The 16909-nt window shown below is 59.9% G+C and carries 17 protein-coding genes, 1 tRNA gene and 2 pseudogenes; 11 read left to right on the top strand and 9 right to left on the bottom strand.

The window, feature by feature from the left end:
• Positions 1-47: 47 nt before the first annotated feature.
• Entirely contained in the window at positions 48-1097 is a 1050-nt protein-coding gene (locus DIE29_RS05765) for a 2Fe-2S iron-sulfur cluster-binding protein (protein ID WP_102041996.1), read from the top strand.
• Positions 1098-1272: 175 nt separating this feature from the next.
• Here DIE29_RS05765 and DIE29_RS05760 read toward each other — a convergent pair whose 3' ends face one another.
• The gene (locus DIE29_RS05760) at positions 1273-2268 is read right to left on the bottom strand and encodes an integron integrase (RefSeq protein ID WP_114649447.1); all 996 of its coding nucleotides are present in this window, start codon (positions 2266-2268) and stop codon (positions 1273-1275) included.
• 422 nt (positions 2269-2690) lie between these two features.
• On the opposite strand from DIE29_RS05760, the gene DIE29_RS05755 reads away from it, so the two are divergent.
• Positions 2691-3293: a PIN domain-containing protein gene (locus tag DIE29_RS05755; protein WP_205409787.1), complete on the top strand. Its 603-nt coding sequence runs from the start codon at positions 2691-2693 to the stop codon at positions 3291-3293.
• A gap of 600 nt (positions 3294-3893) precedes the next feature.
• A complete protein-coding gene (locus DIE29_RS05750) occupies positions 3894-4274 on the top strand; it encodes a hypothetical protein (protein ID WP_114649445.1) in 381 nt (126 codons plus the stop codon).
• A gap of 121 nt (positions 4275-4395) precedes the next feature.
• Here the strand turns inward: DIE29_RS05750 and DIE29_RS05745 are convergent, their stop codons facing one another.
• Positions 4396-5529 (bottom strand): ISAs1 family transposase, encoded by a 1134-nt coding sequence (locus DIE29_RS05745; RefSeq protein ID WP_102040763.1) that lies wholly within the window; start codon positions 5527-5529, stop codon positions 4396-4398.
• A 65-nt stretch (positions 5530-5594) separates the two neighbouring features.
• Between DIE29_RS05745 and DIE29_RS14555 the strand changes: the two genes are divergently transcribed.
• The gene (locus DIE29_RS14555) at positions 5595-6158 is read left to right on the top strand and encodes a hypothetical protein (RefSeq protein ID WP_162860593.1); all 564 of its coding nucleotides are present in this window, start codon (positions 5595-5597) and stop codon (positions 6156-6158) included.
• 134 nt (positions 6159-6292) lie between these two features.
• On the top strand, positions 6293-7426 hold the full coding sequence (locus tag DIE29_RS05740) for an ISAs1 family transposase (RefSeq protein WP_102040763.1): 1134 nt from the start codon (positions 6293-6295) through the stop codon (positions 7424-7426).
• Positions 7427-7500: 74 nt separating this feature from the next.
• Here the strand turns inward: DIE29_RS05740 and DIE29_RS14790 are convergent.
• The 3 genes and pseudogenes from DIE29_RS14790 to DIE29_RS05725 all read right to left on the bottom strand — a co-directional run.
• A pseudogene (locus tag DIE29_RS14790) lies at positions 7501-7644 on the bottom strand (helix-turn-helix domain-containing protein); the annotation flags it as partial.
• A gap of 44 nt (positions 7645-7688) precedes the next feature.
• Positions 7689-8048: a hypothetical protein gene (locus tag DIE29_RS05730; protein WP_205409786.1), complete on the bottom strand. Its 360-nt coding sequence runs from the start codon at positions 8046-8048 to the stop codon at positions 7689-7691.
• 93 nt (positions 8049-8141) lie between these two features.
• On the bottom strand, positions 8142-9275 hold the full coding sequence (locus DIE29_RS05725) for an ISAs1 family transposase (protein WP_102040763.1): 1134 nt from the start codon (positions 9273-9275) through the stop codon (positions 8142-8144).
• A 111-nt stretch (positions 9276-9386) separates the two neighbouring features.
• Between DIE29_RS05725 and DIE29_RS05720 the strand changes: the two genes are divergently transcribed.
• Positions 9387-10244, top strand: coding sequence for an IS630 family transposase (locus DIE29_RS05720; RefSeq protein ID WP_335740056.1), 858 nt, complete (start codon positions 9387-9389; stop codon positions 10242-10244).
• 162 nt (positions 10245-10406) lie between these two features.
• On the opposite strand, the gene DIE29_RS05715 is transcribed toward DIE29_RS05720, so the two are convergent.
• Both DIE29_RS05715 and DIE29_RS05710 read right to left on the bottom strand, forming a co-directional pair.
• Positions 10407-11633, bottom strand: a complete 1227-nt coding sequence (locus DIE29_RS05715) for an ISL3 family transposase (protein WP_108080269.1) — start codon at positions 11631-11633, stop codon at positions 10407-10409.
• A gap of 304 nt (positions 11634-11937) precedes the next feature.
• Complete coding sequence (locus DIE29_RS05710; protein ID WP_102040763.1) at positions 11938-13071, bottom strand: ISAs1 family transposase; 1134 nt, start codon at positions 13069-13071, stop codon at positions 11938-11940.
• 465 nt (positions 13072-13536) lie between these two features.
• On the opposite strand from DIE29_RS05710, the gene DIE29_RS14980 reads away from it, so the two are divergent.
• From DIE29_RS14980 to DIE29_RS05680, 5 genes are read left to right on the top strand one after another with little or no spacing between them, the layout of a single operon-like run.
• Positions 13537-13725, top strand: coding sequence for a type II toxin-antitoxin system HicA family toxin (locus tag DIE29_RS14980; RefSeq protein WP_108080270.1), 189 nt, complete (start codon positions 13537-13539; stop codon positions 13723-13725).
• Between the two features lie 4 nt (positions 13726-13729).
• Entirely contained in the window at positions 13730-13984 is a 255-nt protein-coding gene (locus DIE29_RS05695) for a type II toxin-antitoxin system HicB family antitoxin (RefSeq protein WP_108080271.1), read from the top strand.
• 27 nt (positions 13985-14011) lie between these two features.
• On the top strand, positions 14012-14251 hold the full coding sequence (locus DIE29_RS05690; protein WP_108080261.1) for a DUF4160 domain-containing protein: 240 nt from the start codon (positions 14012-14014) through the stop codon (positions 14249-14251).
• On the top strand, positions 14244-14522 hold the full coding sequence (locus DIE29_RS05685) for a DUF2442 domain-containing protein (protein ID WP_205409785.1): 279 nt from the start codon (positions 14244-14246) through the stop codon (positions 14520-14522). The genes DIE29_RS05690 and DIE29_RS05685 overlap by 8 nt, the downstream gene beginning before the upstream one ends.
• A 33-nt stretch (positions 14523-14555) precedes the next feature.
• Complete coding sequence (locus DIE29_RS05680) at positions 14556-15278, top strand: hypothetical protein (RefSeq protein WP_108080272.1); 723 nt, start codon at positions 14556-14558, stop codon at positions 15276-15278.
• A 116-nt stretch (positions 15279-15394) separates the two neighbouring features.
• Here the strand turns inward: DIE29_RS05680 and DIE29_RS05675 are convergent.
• Positions 15395-16521: pseudogene (locus DIE29_RS05675) on the bottom strand (IS3 family transposase).
• A 252-nt stretch (positions 16522-16773) separates the two neighbouring features.
• Positions 16774-16867: transfer RNA gene (locus tag DIE29_RS05670), tRNA-Ser, on the bottom strand.
• Between the last annotated feature and the right edge of the window lie 42 nt (positions 16868-16909).

Raw genomic sequence — 16909 nt, 5'->3', positions numbered from 1 at the left:
GCGGGCAGCGTATCCGCGGCCGTTTTGCCCCCAATCGGGAGAACACCATGCACAAAATCCGTCTTCACCCCTCCGGCCGCGAGGTCGAATGCACCGCCGGCGACACCGTGCTCGGCGCGCTGGAAAAAGCCGGTTATGCGCTGCCCAACAACTGCCGGGCAGGCGCCTGCGGCGAATGTAAAGTCAAAGTGTTGTCCGGCCAGTTCGACCAGGGCATGGTGCTGGACATGGCGCTGTCGCAAGATGAGCGCAAGCAAGGCTATGGTTTGATGTGCATGGCCAAACCGCTGTCGGCAGAACTGGTGATCGAGTGGGGCACTGAAGACGCCAAGCCCAAGCTCTTTCCGCCGCGAGAGGACCAGCGTTTCGTGCTCACCGACCGCATTGTGCGCACCCCGCGCATCCTTGAGCTGCACTTTCGCCCGGTCGGTCAGCCGATGCGCTATTGGCCTGGGCAATACGTCACGCTAGGTGACGAGCGCGCCGGCGCACCACTGCGCTGCTATTCGATTGCCAATGCGCCGCGGCCCGATGGCGAAATCGTGCTGCAAATCACCCGGGTCGCAGACGGTCAAACCAGCCGCTGGGCGCACGATTGCCTGAAACTTGGCGACCTGGTGAAAATTTCCGGTCCTTACGGCACCTTCATTGGCGACCCATCGGTGGATACCCCGGTACTTTGCATGGCTGCCGGCTCAGGGCTTGCCCCGATTCTGTCGCTCACGGAAGCCGCCTTGCGGCGCTCTTACCGCAAACCGGTGACCTTGCTCTTTTCGGCGCGGAAAGAGGCCGACCTTTACGATTTTGGCCTGATGAAATACTGGGAAACCCGCCACCGCAACTTTACCTATCGGCCCACCTTGACCGGCGAAAAACGCGAAGGTCTTTTACACGGACGCATCCCGACCATCCTGCCAACCCTTTTTCCGGATTTGTCCAAGCACAGCGTGTTCATCGCCGGCAGCCCACCGTTCGTGGCAGCCTGCGTCGAAGCGGCCAAGGCCCTTGGAGCCAACGATGCGCTCATCCATACCGAAGGCTATTTCGACCAGGCCACCCCGCAAACCGCTCCACCCAGCCATCTGGTCGCAGTCTAAGGTTCGATAATCGGTGAACCGCGATCCGAATATGTGACCAAACGCTGGATTGAAAAACGCCCTTGGCGGAGCGCTTCGGCCTTGATCGCCTCAAATTACAAGGAGCCGAGCCCATCGTCGCCGGCCAGTATGCAAACACAAGGCGGCCGTCCCGATAAAAACGCCCCGGCCTGAATCACAGGCCGTCCAGCGGGCTCACCACCCCACGCCCGCCCTTATTGAGCACATGGGTATAAATCATGGTCGTCGCCACATCCTTGTGGCCCAACAGCTCCTGCACGGTGCGAATGTCGTAACCGCTTTCGAGCAGATGGGTGGCAAAAAAATGGCGCAAGGTATGGGGCGTTGCCAGCTTGGCAATGCCCGCCGCCTGCACCGCCCGCTTCATGGCCCGCTGCAACAGCTTTTCATCCAGATGATGCCGCCTCTTTTGCCCACTGCGCGGGTCCACCGAATAACTGCCCGCCACAAAAATATACTGCCACCCCCATTCCGCCGCCGCATTCGGATACTTGCGCTCCAGCGCATCCGGCAGATAAACCGTGGCCATACCCTGTTCACGATCCAGCTCATACACCCGCCGCCGCTTCTGCAAATGGGCCTGCAACAAGGGCACCAGGGAAAGCGGCAACATGGTCACCCGATCCTTCGCCCCCTTGCCATCCCGCACCAAAATCTCGCCCCGCTCGAAATCCACATCCTTCACCCGCAGTCGCACACACTCCATCAAGCGCATCCCCGTCCCATAGAGTAGCCGCGCCATCAGGCCATACACCCCATCCATGTGCTCCAGCACCCGACCCACCTCCTGCCGGGAAAGCACCACCGGCAAACGGGCCGGCCGCTTCGCCCGCACCACCTGATCCAGCCAGGGCAAATCCTGGCCCAGCACCTCCCGGTACAGGAACAACAAAGCCGAAAGCGCCTGATTCTGGGTTGCAGCCGCTACCTGCCCCTGCACCGCCAAATGCGTCAAAAACGCCTCAACCTCCTTCGCCCCCATCTCCGCCGGATGCCGTTTGCCATGGAAAAGTATGAAACGCCGCACCCACTGGACATACTGATGCTCGGTCCTTATGCTGTAGTGCTTGAGCCGAAGCCGCTCGCGCACCCGATCCAGCAAGCGGGGAGGAGGCGGTGCCTCTTGGGTCCCAATATCTGAATCGCTCATATATTAAACAATGATTTATAAAGAAAGAGCAGGTGTTATACACCTTTCACAAACCAAGTATACACCTACCAAGGTGTATACTGCACGTTAGGCCGTTTCCGTTTATGTCCGCGCTTTCTGTCCCTCGTCGCCGTCTCGCCAGCGCCGACTTTCGCGCTCCGTCCCGGCCGTCGGGCTGGCGCTCCGTGGGGCGGTCGCCGGCAGTCTCGCCCTTCCGTGCTTCGTTTCACCCTTCGCCCCCGTCGCGGGCTCGCAGGGTTTCGGGTTCCTCGGCCACCGCAGCCGCTTTCCGCGCCGGGCGGGGGTTTCGGGCGCTGGCGCTCTTGCGGGCGTCATCGCCTAACATTGCGCTCCAGGGGGACGCTTCGCCTGCTGCGCAGGCTCGCGCCCCTGAGCTTGAACGTTAGGGCTCCCCCATTGTCATGCGCACGAACTTCGTCCTCGTCGATTTTGAGAACGTCCAGCCCAAGGACCTCGGCTTGCTCAAGGATGGCCCGTTCAAGGTCAAGTTGTTCCTCGGCCCCAATCAATCAAAGATTCCGGTTGCTCTGGCATCGGCGCTCCAGTCTCTCGGCAACAGCGCGGAGTACGTCATCCTTGAAACGGCCGGTAACAACGCCCTCGATTTTCACATCGCCTACTACATTGGTGTTTTGTCGGCCGAAGATCCTTCTGCCTTCTTTCACATCATCTCGAAAGACACCGGCTTCGACCCGCTCATCAAGCATCTCAAAGGGAAGAAGGTTTTCGCGCAGCGCTCCACGTGCATTGCCGACATTCCGTACTTCAAGCCATCGCTTCCCGCTGCTCCTGAAGAACAAATCGCCATCGTTGTCGCAGACCTTCAGCGCCGCAAGGCATCGAAGCCGCGCGCTCAGAAGACGCTTCTCAGCACATTGCACGCGCTCTTCAAGAGAGAGCTATCCGAGCAACAGCTTGAGCGCTTGTTTCAGTCGCTCTGCGCACGTGGCATCGTCAAACTGGACGGCACGAAGGTTTCCTATGATTTGCCGGCCGAGCCCTAACCATCGCTTCGAGGGGACCGCCGAGAAGCTGCGCTTCTCGGTTCCCTCCGCCCTACGGGCTCCGGCGGCCCCTCAAGCTGAACGTTAGGCGGTTTCCCATGTCGCCCCTTTCTCGCGCCGTATTGCTCATAAGCGCAGTCCTCTGCGGGGGCTTCTTCGCCCTTTCGGGCGCTGGCGTTTCGTGGGCAGCCGAACCTGACCAGTTTTCAAACAGCACTCTCGTTTTCTGGTTTATCGCTGGTGCGGCTCTGGCCGTTCCTCTTTGGCTTCCCGCCGTTTTTCCTTCTCGTTACCCACGCGGTTTCAAGGTCTGCCGCCGCGTTTGCGCCGCTCTTCTCCTCGTTCCCACCTGGCTTTTCGGCAGCATCGTGGTCCACAACGTCGGTCGCGCACTATCGGGGTTCGGCTTCACTCCCGTCGCTCTTGCCCAAGGTTCAGTTCTCACCGCCTGCTGCCTTGTCTGTCTGCTCGTGCTGCTTTGGCCGGAGTTTCGCCGCCATGCCAACCAAACCGCCTAACATTGCGGTCGAGAGGGACGCTCCGCAAGCGGGCTTCGCCCGCTCGCTCCGCGCCCCTCACCTTCAACGTTAGGCCTCTGCCATGTACTACCTCGCTCACCTGGCTCTACCTGCAATCGCGGCATTAATCTTGGCCGCCTCTGGTGCCCAGATCGAGTTGAGCATCTCATGGCTTGCGCGCATGACGGAAAAGCTCACAGAGCTCTACTTGATACTTTCGGCCCCTCACTGGGTTTGGGCGGCCATTTCTAGCTACTTTGAAGCATCGAAGAGCGCTACCGTCGGTGGCTTTGTCGGCCTGCATCTCTTGCTGTTCTTGGTTTGGTTGCTTGTCGCCCAATCCAACGAATCGCATGCGGCAAACGGCTGGTTCATCTATTTTTTGGGTGCCCCCATAGTCATCGCTATTGGTGCCGTTGCCGGGAGATATGTTGCATCATGGAAGACCCGTCAATCGGCCTAACCCCGCGCTCCAGCGGGACGCGCCGCAAGCGGCGCGCCCCTGAGCTTCGACGTTAGGCATTACCTATACAAGGAGAAATAAATTGGAAACTCGAACTGGTCTTGTCAGGGCAATCGCACCTTCATGTCATAACTCCGAGCAACTCGGCCCGAAATTCGTCAATAGTGGCAGCCAGCATGCGCTTGGACTTGATGCTCGCCTTACGGGTCGTGTTCAGCCGCAGCAGGTTCATCACGATGTGGCGAACAACAGCCAAGTTGTTGGCCGCGTAACCGCTGCGCACCCGGGACTGATCCTCGTTGAACTGCACATCCAGACACCAGTGAAGCCGATTCTCCACCTCCCAGTGGCTGCGAACTGCTTTGGCGATGCGCTCGGCGTCCGCGGGCAGGCTGCTCAGGTAGTAGGCACGCTCGGTGCTGGTTTTGTTGCCGACAGTGCGCACCCGCTCGATCAAGGCGAAGCTCGCGACGTCCTTCCACTCTTCGCCCTTGTAGAGCCGATCGGTGGCGTCGTACGCAACGCAGCGGCGGATCTCCGTGCGTCCATGGCCAAGATTCGTGGTTTCATGCGTCGAGGCCGGCGTGAGCGGTCCCCGTGGATCCGCGACGCCGGCAAAGCGGATCGAGTCGAGCAACTTCGGGTGGTTGTCCTTCACGCACAGCACGTAGTGGGCGCCGCGTTCGCGGATCGTGCGCGCAATCTTCGCCTGTGTGCCCATCGCGTCGATCGTCACCACGCAGCCTTCCAGGGCGAGCTTCGAGAGCAACTCGGGAATGGCGGTGATCTCGTTGGATTTCTCGGCCGTGGCCCTCTGGCCCAACACCACGCCCATCCCGGCGGCGAACGCGCTGACCATGTGCAGGGCACTTGCAGGGGTCTTGCCCTTGCTTGCCGTTCTTCGGCTGCTCTTGCCGTCGATCGCAACGACCGTGTCTTCGGCCAGCACCGGCACGACCATGCCGACCCAGCGCCGAAACGCCGCCTCGAACTCGTCAGGCTCAATCAGGCCGAACACGCGCCCGATCGTGTCGTGCGAAGGGATGCCATGCTCAAGCTTCATGAACCCTCGCAGCCAATCGATCTTGGCCTTGGCCCACAACTCGATGTCGACGAAGTCGTCCACGCCCGAGAGCACTGCACACACCGCGACCGTGAGCAGTTCGGACAGGTCGTGGCGTGTGTGGCGCTTGCTGCGCGGGTCGGAAACCGAGACGAACACCTGCGTCAGCGGCATGATGCTTACTGCCTTCATGGGATCCCCAAAAAGACAGTAAGCTACACAAAATATGACGCTGTGAACAGGGGGTGCCTAAGTGCATGATCGTAAACGGCTTATCTGTTATGCGTATGATAAGTAGGTGCGATTGCCCTGCTGGTCTTGTATTCGTAGCGACCGCCATTGCTCTCTCTGCCTGTATTGCGCCAGCACCCAGAGTTAACCTTAACGATTCTCAAGCGGTTGCAGGCGCAATAAGCGTCCAGCGCGACGATTTCAAAAAAGTCACAAAGTACGAGGGGCCCAATGCCGCAGATAATGTTTTTGATAAACTGTTCATTCGAGCATGGAAGATAGACGGAACTGAAGACGTTGGTTATCAAATCTACGTAATGGATTACTACAATGGCGATTGGCGCTTCTACAATTCCGCTTATGACTCCAACGGGAACAGTCTGAAAACAACTCTTATTTCTCGCGATGTCGGCTCATGTAACCGTTATGGGTGTTCCCACTACGAACACGTGGGCTTGAATGTCTCACGTGAGTATCTGGCGAAGAACCAAGATTCCAGTATTCGTTTCAAGATTAGTGGCAAAGCAGGAGAGGAAGTTTTCTTTATTCCAGGCGCGTATATCAAGGCATTTTTATCTGTTGCAAAGTAACTGCCTAACCCTACCAGGGCAATCGCACCTACTTATCATACGCATAACAGATAAGCCGTTTACGATCATGCACTTAGGCACCCCCTGTTCACAGCGTCATATTTTGTGTAGCTTACTGTCTTTTTGGGGATCCCATGAAGGCAGTAAGCATCATGCCGCTGACGCAGGTGTTCGTCTCGGTTTCCGACCCGCGCAGCAAGCGCCACACACGCCACGACCTGTCCGAACTGCTCACGGTCGCGGTGTGTGCAGTGCTCTCGGGCGTGGACGACTTCGTCGACATCGAGTTGTGGGCCAAGGCCAAGATCGATTGGCTGCGAGGGTTCATGAAGCTTGAGCATGGCATCCCTTCGCACGACACGATCGGGCGCGTGTTCGGCCTGATTGAGCCTGACGAGTTCGAGGCGGCGTTTCGGCGCTGGGTCGGCATGGTCGTGCCGGTGCTGGCCGAAGACACGGTCGTTGCGATCGACGGCAAGAGCAGCCGAAGAACGGCAAGCAAGGGCAAGACCCCTGCAAGTGCCCTGCACATGGTCAGCGCGTTCGCCGCCGGGATGGGCGTGGTGTTGGGCCAGAGGGCCACGGCCGAGAAATCCAACGAGATCACCGCCATTCCCGAGTTGCTCTCGAAGCTCGCCCTGGAAGGCTGCGTGGTGACGATCGACGCGATGGGCACACAGGCGAAGATTGCGCGCACGATCCGCGAACGCGGCGCCCACTACGTGCTGTGCGTGAAGGACAACCACCCGAAGTTGCTCGACTCGATCCGCTTTGCCGGCGTCGCGGATCCACGGGGACCGCTCACGCCGGCCTCGACGCATGAAACCACGAATCTTGGCCATGGACGCACGGAGATCCGCCGCTGCGTTGCGTACGACGCCACCGATCGGCTCTACAAGGGCGAAGAGTGGAAGGACGTCGCGAGCTTCGCCTTGATCGAGCGGGTGCGCACTGTCGGCAACAAAACCAGCACCGAGCGTGCCTACTACCTGAGCAGCCTGCCCGCGGACGCCGAGCGCATCGCCAAAGCAGTTCGCAGCCACTGGGAGGTGGAGAATCGGCTTCACTGGTGTCTGGATGTGCAGTTCAACGAGGATCAGTCCCGGGTGCGCAGCGGTTACGCGGCCAACAACTTGGCTGTTGTTCGCCACATCGTGATGAACCTGCTGCGGCTGAACACGACCCGTAAGGCGAGCATCAAGTCCAAGCGCATGCTGGCTGCCACTATTGACGAATTTCGGGCCGAGTTGCTCGGAGTTATGACATGAAGGTGCGATTGCCCTGGACCACGTTGCCCGCCCTTGATGACCGCATCGATACCCGACGCTTGCGCGCGCCGCGCCCATTTCAATACAGTGCCAACGTGCACCCCGCAGACCTCAGCGATGTGCGCCCACGTGTAACCCCGTTTGCGCAGCACAAATGCCTGGCGGCGAATGTGTTCCAGGGCTTCGGGCGGAAGCTTGCGGGCGTCGATCTTTTCCATGCCCGGATTATATCAGAATCTATTTGATTGCCGGGTTAATAACGTCAGCGCTCAGCGGCGGGCGCAAGCCCGTCCGCTGGAGCGCTTTGTTGGGCAGTGTCGTTTCGCGCAACTACCAGCAACCTCTCCTCGAACGTCCGCAGGGTACAAACGGTCATTGAGAACAGCGATGAGAGCGCGTCACAACGACTGTCAGGTACATCTGTCAGGACCATGAACGAATGGTCGAAGTCAAGTCCAAGAAGTCGAGCAAACTTGGAATACTTGGCTACGTGCTGCTGGTAGTCACCTGACTTGGCTTCGATCCAGTAGATAGACGATCCTATTGCAGCCAAAATATCAAGTTCAAAATCGTCGCCGTTAGGCAGGATGATCTGAGGGTTGATGAGGTACTCGAATCGCAATTCTCCAGTGACCTCTGAGCCAACCTGCGCATAAACGGCTTTGACTTTCTGGAGAATATACCGCTCCAGCCATTGGCCAGGGCAATCGCACCTTCATGTCATAACTCCGAGCAACTCGGCCCGAAATTCGTCAATAGTGGCAGCCAGCATGCGCTTGGACTTGATGCTCGCCTTACGGGTCGTGTTCAGCCGCAGCAGGTTCATCACGATGTGGCGAACAACAGCCAAGTTGTTGGCCGCGTAACCGCTGCGCACCCGGGACTGATCCTCGTTGAACTGCACATCCAGACACCAGTGAAGCCGATTCTCCACCTCCCAGTGGCTGCGAACTGCTTTGGCGATGCGCTCGGCGTCCGCGGGCAGGCTGCTCAGGTAGTAGGCACGCTCGGTGCTGGTTTTGTTGCCGACAGTGCGCACCCGCTCGATCAAGGCGAAGCTCGCGACGTCCTTCCACTCTTCGCCCTTGTAGAGCCGATCGGTGGCGTCGTACGCAACGCAGCGGCGGATCTCCGTGCGTCCATGGCCAAGATTCGTGGTTTCATGCGTCGAGGCCGGCGTGAGCGGTCCCCGTGGATCCGCGACGCCGGCAAAGCGGATCGAGTCGAGCAACTTCGGGTGGTTGTCCTTCACGCACAGCACGTAGTGGGCGCCGCGTTCGCGGATCGTGCGCGCAATCTTCGCCTGTGTGCCCATCGCGTCGATCGTCACCACGCAGCCTTCCAGGGCGAGCTTCGAGAGCAACTCGGGAATGGCGGTGATCTCGTTGGATTTCTCGGCCGTGGCCCTCTGGCCCAACACCACGCCCATCCCGGCGGCGAACGCGCTGACCATGTGCAGGGCACTTGCAGGGGTCTTGCCCTTGCTTGCCGTTCTTCGGCTGCTCTTGCCGTCGATCGCAACGACCGTGTCTTCGGCCAGCACCGGCACGACCATGCCGACCCAGCGCCGAAACGCCGCCTCGAACTCGTCAGGCTCAATCAGGCCGAACACGCGCCCGATCGTGTCGTGCGAAGGGATGCCATGCTCAAGCTTCATGAACCCTCGCAGCCAATCGATCTTGGCCTTGGCCCACAACTCGATGTCGACGAAGTCGTCCACGCCCGAGAGCACTGCACACACCGCGACCGTGAGCAGTTCGGACAGGTCGTGGCGTGTGTGGCGCTTGCTGCGCGGGTCGGAAACCGAGACGAACACCTGCGTCAGCGGCATGATGCTTACTGCCTTCATGGGATCCCCAAAAAGACAGTAAGCTACACAAAATATGACGCTGTGAACAGGGGGTGCCTAAGTGCATGATCGTAAACGGCTTATCTGTTATGCGTATGATAAGTAGGTGCGATTGCCCTGCAACGTGGTCGGCGGCATGGCTCGGGTCGCACGCTGACGCTGGTTCAAGAAGAGCAACTGCGATTGAAGATCATCGGCTCCAACCCCGCCCAGCTCAAGCTCGAGTTTGCGCTGTGGAACCGTCGCGCGGTCATGCTCGCCATCGAGCAGCTCTTTGGCATCGACATGCCCATCCGTACGGTCGGTGAGTACCTTCGGCGCTGGGGCTTTACACCGCAGCGACCGGTCAAGCGCGCGCTCGAACAGGACCCGGCCCGGCTCAAGGCGTGGCTGGAGGACGAGTACCCGAAGATCGTTGCCCGCGCCAAGACTGAGCATGCCGAGATCTACTGGGGTGACGAGACCGCCATTCGCCAAGACACGAACTGGGTGCGCGGCTACTCCATGGCGGGGCTCACTCCTGAGCTTCGACTGCCAGCCGGTCGCCATGGATCGGCATCGATGATCTCTGCGATCACCAACCAGGGCTTGGTGCGCTTCTCGTTCTTCGAGGGGGCCATCGATGCCGAGCGCTTCATCGTGTTCTTGAAGGGTCTGATTCAGGACGCGCAGCGCAAGGTGTTCCTGATCGTCGACAACCTGCGTGTGCATCGCGCCAACCGTGTCCGCGAGTGGGTTGCGGAGAACACCGAGAAGATCGAACTGTTTTACCTGCCGCCGTATGCGCCGGAGCTCAACCCTGACGAGTACCTGAACCGGGACCTGAAAACGGCGATCCGTACCGGACCGATTGCCAAGACGGCCGCAGCACTGCTTGAGGCTGCGCGTACATGCATGGAACGCATCGCTGCGATGCCAGATCGTGTGCGGTCGTATTTCAGCCATGAGCACGTTCGCTACGCTCAGTAAATTAGCTATTTGATTGCCGGGTTAATAAGCTTGCCGCTCTTGCAGGAGGGGCCGGGTCATTGGGGTTTCGTATGGCCACATGTGAAGGAGCAGTCTGGACCGCAAAGGCAGAGCGGCGCGTGTCTGGGAGCAATAATCTGGTTCTTTTGAAAAACGAGTGGGTCAGGCGGCATGCCGATTGAGTTTTCCGAAGTCCAGCTTGCCGGCGAGCAGGAACACGACGGTGCGGATGGTGGAGAAGCTCCCGTATCCGCGGGCCTTGCGCTTGGCGGCCTGGAAGAGGCCGTTGATGGCCTCCAGGAAGCCGTTGGTCTGGCGGGTGCGGGTCCAGGCGACGATGCCTTCGAGGTGCTTGCGGATCATCTTGGCCACCGCCTTCATCGGCTCGACCTTGGAGCGCATGACGTTGACAGTCCACTGCCAGAGCATGGCGCGCACGACGTTGACCTGCTTGCGATCGAGGATCTCGCGCAGTTGCTCCTTGTAGAGCCAGGCGCGCGCGGTGCGCTTGGTGGCCACCTGCGCGATGAACTCGTTGAGCTCGGCGCGCGCGGCCGGCTCGAGCGCGTTCAGATCCTTGAGCAGCTTCCAGCGCATCCCCTTGAGAGACGGGTCGGTGCGCTGCTCGATGCGGCGCATCTTGTCGACGGCCGCGCTGGCGTGGGCGATGACGTGAAACTTGTCGAAGGTGATGGTGGCGTTGGGCAGATTCTCCGTGACTCCCTTAATAAAGGCCGGCGACATGTCGATCGAGATCGACTCGATGGCTTGGGGGTCGCCGCCGTGGGCCCTCAGATCGTCAGCGAAGGCCTCAATCGTGGCAGCATCGCGCCCTTCGGTGACGAACAGCACGCGGCGCGCGTCGGCATCGGCGACCAGGGTGATGTAATCGTGGCCGCGTGCGCGCGAGGTCTCATCGGCGGCCAGGCGCTTGACCTCGGAGAAGTCGGCCTGATCGAGCGCCAGCTCGACGTAGCGCTTGCAGATGGCGGCCATGCGGTGCCAGGACAGCCCCACCACGCGGGCCAGCGCAGCAAAGGGCATCTCACGGCACAGCGCCAGGACGAGCGCCTCGAACAGCAGCGTGAAGCCGGCGAGCTTGCCTGCCCAATCCGGCTCGACCTGGCGGATGCCGCCGTCGGGCAGGCGCACGCGCGGCACCCGCACTTCGAGGTAGCACTCGTGCTGGAAGAAGTTCAGGTGCCGGTAGCGCTTGCTCACCGTGTCATGCACCGGATGCGCCCCGGCCACGCCCGGCACCGCGAAGCGGCTGCCCGCGACGAAATCGACCGTGATTGTGAGCACCTTCTTGGCGGCGTCGAAATCGACCCCGGCCACGCGCCACGGATCGGTGATGCCCAGTGCGGCCTCGAACAGCTTCGCATGCATTGCTTGTCATCCCTGCAGATTCAACACGCGCGGCGATCCTACCCGATGCTGCGACCTCACACCGCCGCGCTTGTCTTCATGGCTGGATGCACAACTGCGCTGCATCCAGCCATGAACCAGCGTACCGCCGGGCCCTTGGCGTCAAGGGTTCGCTGCGCCGGGCTGCGCCCGCCCTTGACCCCAAGGGCCCGGCACCCCGGATCCCGCATTACCCACTCAAAATTCAAAAGAGGCAATAATCTGAACCTGAACGCATGCCTGTTCCAATACAAGGACGGCTACCACCTCCAGGGCAATCGCACCTTCATGTCATAACTCCGAGCAACTCGGCCCGAAATTCGTCAATAGTGGCAGCCAGCATGCGCTTGGACTTGATGCTCGCCTTACGGGTCGTGTTCAGCCGCAGCAGGTTCATCACGATGTGGCGAACAACAGCCAAGTTGTTGGCCGCGTAACCGCTGCGCACCCGGGACTGATCCTCGTTGAACTGCACATCCAGACACCAGTGAAGCCGATTCTCCACCTCCCAGTGGCTGCGAACTGCTTTGGCGATGCGCTCGGCGTCCGCGGGCAGGCTGCTCAGGTAGTAGGCACGCTCGGTGCTGGTTTTGTTGCCGACAGTGCGCACCCGCTCGATCAAGGCGAAGCTCGCGACGTCCTTCCACTCTTCGCCCTTGTAGAGCCGATCGGTGGCGTCGTACGCAACGCAGCGGCGGATCTCCGTGCGTCCATGGCCAAGATTCGTGGTTTCATGCGTCGAGGCCGGCGTGAGCGGTCCCCGTGGATCCGCGACGCCGGCAAAGCGGATCGAGTCGAGCAACTTCGGGTGGTTGTCCTTCACGCACAGCACGTAGTGGGCGCCGCGTTCGCGGATCGTGCGCGCAATCTTCGCCTGTGTGCCCATCGCGTCGATCGTCACCACGCAGCCTTCCAGGGCGAGCTTCGAGAGCAACTCGGGAATGGCGGTGATCTCGTTGGATTTCTCGGCCGTGGCCCTCTGGCCCAACACCACGCCCATCCCGGCGGCGAACGCGCTGACCATGTGCAGGGCACTTGCAGGGGTCTTGCCCTTGCTTGCCGTTCTTCGGCTGCTCTTGCCGTCGATCGCAACGACCGTGTCTTCGGCCAGCACCGGCACGACCATGCCGACCCAGCGCCGAAACGCCGCCTCGAACTCGTCAGGCTCAATCAGGCCGAACACGCGCCCGATCGTGTCGTGCGAAGGGATGCCATGCTCAAGCTTCATGAACCCTCGCAGCCAATCGATCTTGGCCTTGGCCCACAACTCGATGTCGACGAAGTCGTCCACGCCCGAGAGCACTGCACACACCGCGACCGTGAGCAGTTCGGACAGGTCGTGGCGTGTGTGGCGCTTGCTGCGCGGGTCGGAAACCGAGACGAACACCTGCGTCAGCGGCATGATGCTTACTGCCTTCATGGGATCCCCAAAAAGACAGTAAGCTACACAAAATATGACGCTGTGAACAGGGGGTGCCTAAGTGCATGATCGTAAACGGCTTATCTGTTATGCGTATGATAAGTAGGTGCGATTGCCCTGCTACCACCTCAACCTTTACGCCGTATTTACAAAGCAAGAGGGTGGGCTATTTCAGATCAGCCGAGATATGGCGTATGCAATGGTAGGCACCCCGGAAGAGTGGACGGAGAAAACCTTCCTCGACATCGTGCGTTCTATCAGAGCTAATACCGGTGCCGAAATTACCCTCCTTGAGGCGCAACCTGAGCTATCGGGTACGCCGTGGCTGGACAGCATGGATTCAATCCCTCAGCGCAAGTGACCCCCAACCCGGCAGTCCACACGGACGCTGCGCGATAAAGCCGCGCAGCGCCCCTGAGCTTGAACGTTGGGCAATATGAGCGCTGAACATGGCATACTCGGCTCATGAAAGTCGGTGACGTGTTGCTCATGCTCCGCAACGATGGCTGGTTCCTGGTGGCGACTCGGGGAAGTCACCGCCAGTTCAAGCATCCATCCAAACCTGGGCGTGTCACCGTTGCAGGGAAACCGAGTGATGATTTGGCAGCCGGAACACTCAACAGCATTCTCAAGCAGGCAGGACTGAAAGGGTAAATCTATGCGCTATGCAATCGTGATTGAAAGGGCAGGCAATAATTTTTCTGGTTATGTGCCCGATTTGCCCGGCTGTGTCGCAACCGGGGCGACCGTGGAGGAAACCGAAACCGAGCTGCTTTCGGCCATCCAGTTTCACCTCGAGGGCCTACGCGAGGACGGAGTTGCCGCACCTGCTGCGGAAAGCATCGTCGAGTATGTGTTTGTTCCTGCCCAACCCTGCGCTCCAGGGGACGCGCCGCAAGCGGCGCGCCCCTGAGCTTGGACGTTAGCCGCTGAACACTACATGGCACCAACAGTTGTCCGCGATGGCCCCTTCCGGCTCTTCTTCTTTTCGCGCGAAGAGCCGAGAATGCACATCCATGTGGCGCACCCGCATGGCGAGGCCAAGTTCTGGCTTGAGCCTGGCGTCGCGCTGGCCACCCACACTGGCCTGTCCGAGCGCGAGCTGGCGGAGGCAGAACGTGTCATCGCCAGACATCATCAGGAGATCATCAATGCCTGGCACAAACACTTCGGTGGCTGAAGTCACCCATGTTTCAAAAAACGGCTTCTGGCTGCTTCTCGATGACGAGGAGTTGTTGGTGCCATTCGTGGAATTTCCTTGGTTCCGGCAGGCTACGATCGAGCAATTGACCACTATTGAATGGCCCGCCCAGGATCATTTGTATTGGCCGCTACTGGATGTCGATCTGTCCGTCGAGTCGATCCGCCACCCGGAAAAATTTCCGCTCGTGTCGGCGATATCGGCTAACGCTTCGCTCCAGGGGGACGCGCCGCAAGCGGCGCGCCCCTGAGCTTCGACGTTAGCCGTCACAAAGGAAGCCCACGTGGATATCGCTGCAATCACCGCCAAAGCTGGAAGTCAGAAGACGAAAGACGCGGTTGACACTTTCCTCGCTGCGTACCTGCACCCTGCCTTTGGCGCACTCCCAAAGACGGAGGTCGAGCTGCTCATCCTGCGTCTCCTTGCGCAGATCGGCGCTGTGTCCGATAGACCCAGCGTCTATGAGTTAGTCTCGAATCTAAAGATCACGAGGACGAAGGCTAGACGACTTATCTACGACCAAGAACTGCGGACTCGAACGGCACAGGAACTGGATGAAGACGTGCGCATTCTGCTTCGGGCGCCGATCATGCAAAAGCGAGGTGAATCGTTCGCGCTCGAGATCGAGAATCCATTGTTGTCTGATCACATCCGGGCGAAGCTGAAAGAGATGGGTCACGTGACCGACGGATCCTTCTCTCCAAGTCTCGTCACACTGACACTCGATGCGATGGTGGCTCTCATTGAGGCCCAACTCTCGGAATCACAGAAGTCAGCGACACTCGATGCACTGGTCAAGGCAGGCGCACCGGACAAGACTTTCAAGGGCGTCCTGAAAGCATCACTGAAGAAGCTTGGCGAGAGGATCGCTGATGAGAGCGGGCATGCTGTTGCGGAAGAGGTCGCCAAGTATGTTGGTCCTCTGCTTGACGCCAGCAAGTCAGCAATAACTGCAACATTCAAGGCGCTATTTACGTCCAGCGCGAAGAGAGGTGGCCCCGTTTGATTGGACAGAAATTGGGCGGAGATAAGTGGAGCCTTGCGGATGCCGGTTATCCACGGCGCCGCCGCCCGCCCTTTTATGGCGGGAGGCGAGCGGCGCGGTGGGTAACCGATGATAACTCATGCTGCCGTCCTGAGTTCCGGCAGGTTGCCAAAATAGGTCTGGTCCGGCGGTATGCCGCCGAAACAGCTGTGCGGCCGGCGGGTGTTGTACAGCGCGAAGTATTTCGCCAGTCCCGCTTTCGCTTCGCTGACACTGTCGTAGGCGTACAGATAGACCTCCTCGTACTGGACCGTCCGCCACAAGCGCTCGACAAAGACGTTGTCGCGCCAGCAGCCCTTGCCGTCCATGCTGATCCTGATCCCGTTCTCCTTGAGCAACGTCGTGAAGTCGGTGCTGGTAAATTGGCTACCCTGGTCGGTATTGAATATCTCTGGCACGCCATAACGGTGGATCGCCTCCCTGACCGCATCCAGGCAGAAATCCGTGGTCAGCGTGTTCGACACCCGCCAACTCAGCACCTTGCGGCTGAACCAATCGACCACGGCCACCAGATAGACGAAACCCCGGCGCATCGGAATGTAGGTGATGTCCGCCGCCCAGACCTGGTTCGGCCGGTCGATGGTGAGACCCCGCAGCAGGTAGGGGTAGATCTTGTGCCCCGGCCCCTTCTGGCTGGTATTGGGTTTCCGGTAGAGCGCTTCGATGCCCATTTTGGCCATGAGCCGGGCAATCCGTTTTCTGCCTGCCCGGATGCCCTCCTGTTTCAGCAGGTCGCGCAGTATGCGGGCGCCGGCAAACGGAAATTCCAGATGCAGTTGGTCAATCTTGCGCATCAGCGCCAGGTTCTCGGCCGATTCCGGCGCAGGCCGGTAGTAGGCCGTCGAGCGCGGCAGGGCCAGCATCTCGCATTGCCGGATCACCGGCAGGTCGTGGGTGCGGTCAATCATCGCCTTGCGCTCAGTCGTCCCGCCTTGACGAGCGCACTTTCTAAAAAATCGTTCTCCAAGGTCAGCTGCCCGATCTTGGCGTGCAATTCCTTGAGATCCGGCCCCGGCTCGGGCTTCGGCCCGTCGAAGACCTGGGCCGCCCGCTCCAGGAGCTGCGTCTTCCAGTCCGTGATCTAGTTCGGATGGATGTCGTACTGCTGGGCCAACTCGGCCAGCGTCCGGTCCCCTTTCATCGCCGCCAGGGCTACCTGCGCCTTGAATGCCGGCGAGTGGTTCCGCCGTTTCCTTCTTGCCATGCTCTTGCTCCCTCTCAAGACCGCTGCCGCGGTCGGTTACGAAAGCAAGGCTATCACTTATCCCTCTGGCCAGTTTTTTGGGGACATCTCTGTACGTCCGTGTTCCGGCTGTCGGGGAACTGTGCTGGACGCCGCAACTCGGAGCCACGATCCACCGCTGAGGGGGTAGTGGTAACTCGATGTGGTATATAAGAAAAAGCCATACTTCATAAGTCGTTGAATTGACTTGAAAATATGGCTCTTTAGCAGGTATGGCGGAGACGGAGGGATTCGAACCCTCGATACCGGTTTTAGCCGGTATGCTCCCTTAGCAGGGGAGTGCCTTCGACCTCTCGGCCACGTCTCCGTCAGAAGGGCGAGACTATAGCAACTTAGCCTCTCGCGGTCA

Source organism: Pseudothauera hydrothermalis (assembly GCF_003345255.1).
GTDB classification, from domain to species: domain Bacteria; phylum Pseudomonadota; class Gammaproteobacteria; order Burkholderiales; family Rhodocyclaceae; genus Pseudothauera; species Pseudothauera hydrothermalis.
Note: the sequence above shows the minus strand (reverse complement) of the source record. Positions and strands in the feature narration are given on the sequence as shown.

Bases quoted from the DNA above. Each gene is read 5' to 3' on its own strand.
- DIE29_RS05765 (WP_102041996.1), top strand. From the start codon at position 48: ATGCACAAAATCCGTCTTCACCCCTCCGGCCGCGAGGTCGAATGCACC.
- DIE29_RS05760 (WP_114649447.1), bottom strand. From the start codon at position 2,268: ATGAGCGATTCAGATATTGGGACCCAAGAGGCACCGCCTCCTCCCCGC.
- DIE29_RS05755 (WP_205409787.1), top strand. From the start codon at position 2,691: ATGCGCACGAACTTCGTCCTCGTCGATTTTGAGAACGTCCAGCCCAAG.
- DIE29_RS05750 (WP_114649445.1), top strand. From the start codon at position 3,894: ATGTACTACCTCGCTCACCTGGCTCTACCTGCAATCGCGGCATTAATC.
- DIE29_RS05745 (WP_102040763.1), bottom strand. From the start codon at position 5,529: ATGAAGGCAGTAAGCATCATGCCGCTGACGCAGGTGTTCGTCTCGGTT.
- DIE29_RS14555 (WP_162860593.1), top strand. From the start codon at position 5,595: ATGATCGTAAACGGCTTATCTGTTATGCGTATGATAAGTAGGTGCGAT.
- DIE29_RS05740 (WP_102040763.1), top strand. From the start codon at position 6,293: ATGAAGGCAGTAAGCATCATGCCGCTGACGCAGGTGTTCGTCTCGGTT.
- DIE29_RS05725 (WP_102040763.1), bottom strand. From the start codon at position 9,275: ATGAAGGCAGTAAGCATCATGCCGCTGACGCAGGTGTTCGTCTCGGTT.
- DIE29_RS05715 (WP_108080269.1), bottom strand. From the start codon at position 11,633: ATGCATGCGAAGCTGTTCGAGGCCGCACTGGGCATCACCGATCCGTGG.
- DIE29_RS05710 (WP_102040763.1), bottom strand. From the start codon at position 13,071: ATGAAGGCAGTAAGCATCATGCCGCTGACGCAGGTGTTCGTCTCGGTT.
- DIE29_RS14980 (WP_108080270.1), top strand. From the start codon at position 13,537: ATGAAAGTCGGTGACGTGTTGCTCATGCTCCGCAACGATGGCTGGTTC.
- DIE29_RS05695 (WP_108080271.1), top strand. From the start codon at position 13,730: ATGCGCTATGCAATCGTGATTGAAAGGGCAGGCAATAATTTTTCTGGT.
- DIE29_RS05690 (WP_108080261.1), top strand. From the start codon at position 14,012: ATGGCACCAACAGTTGTCCGCGATGGCCCCTTCCGGCTCTTCTTCTTT.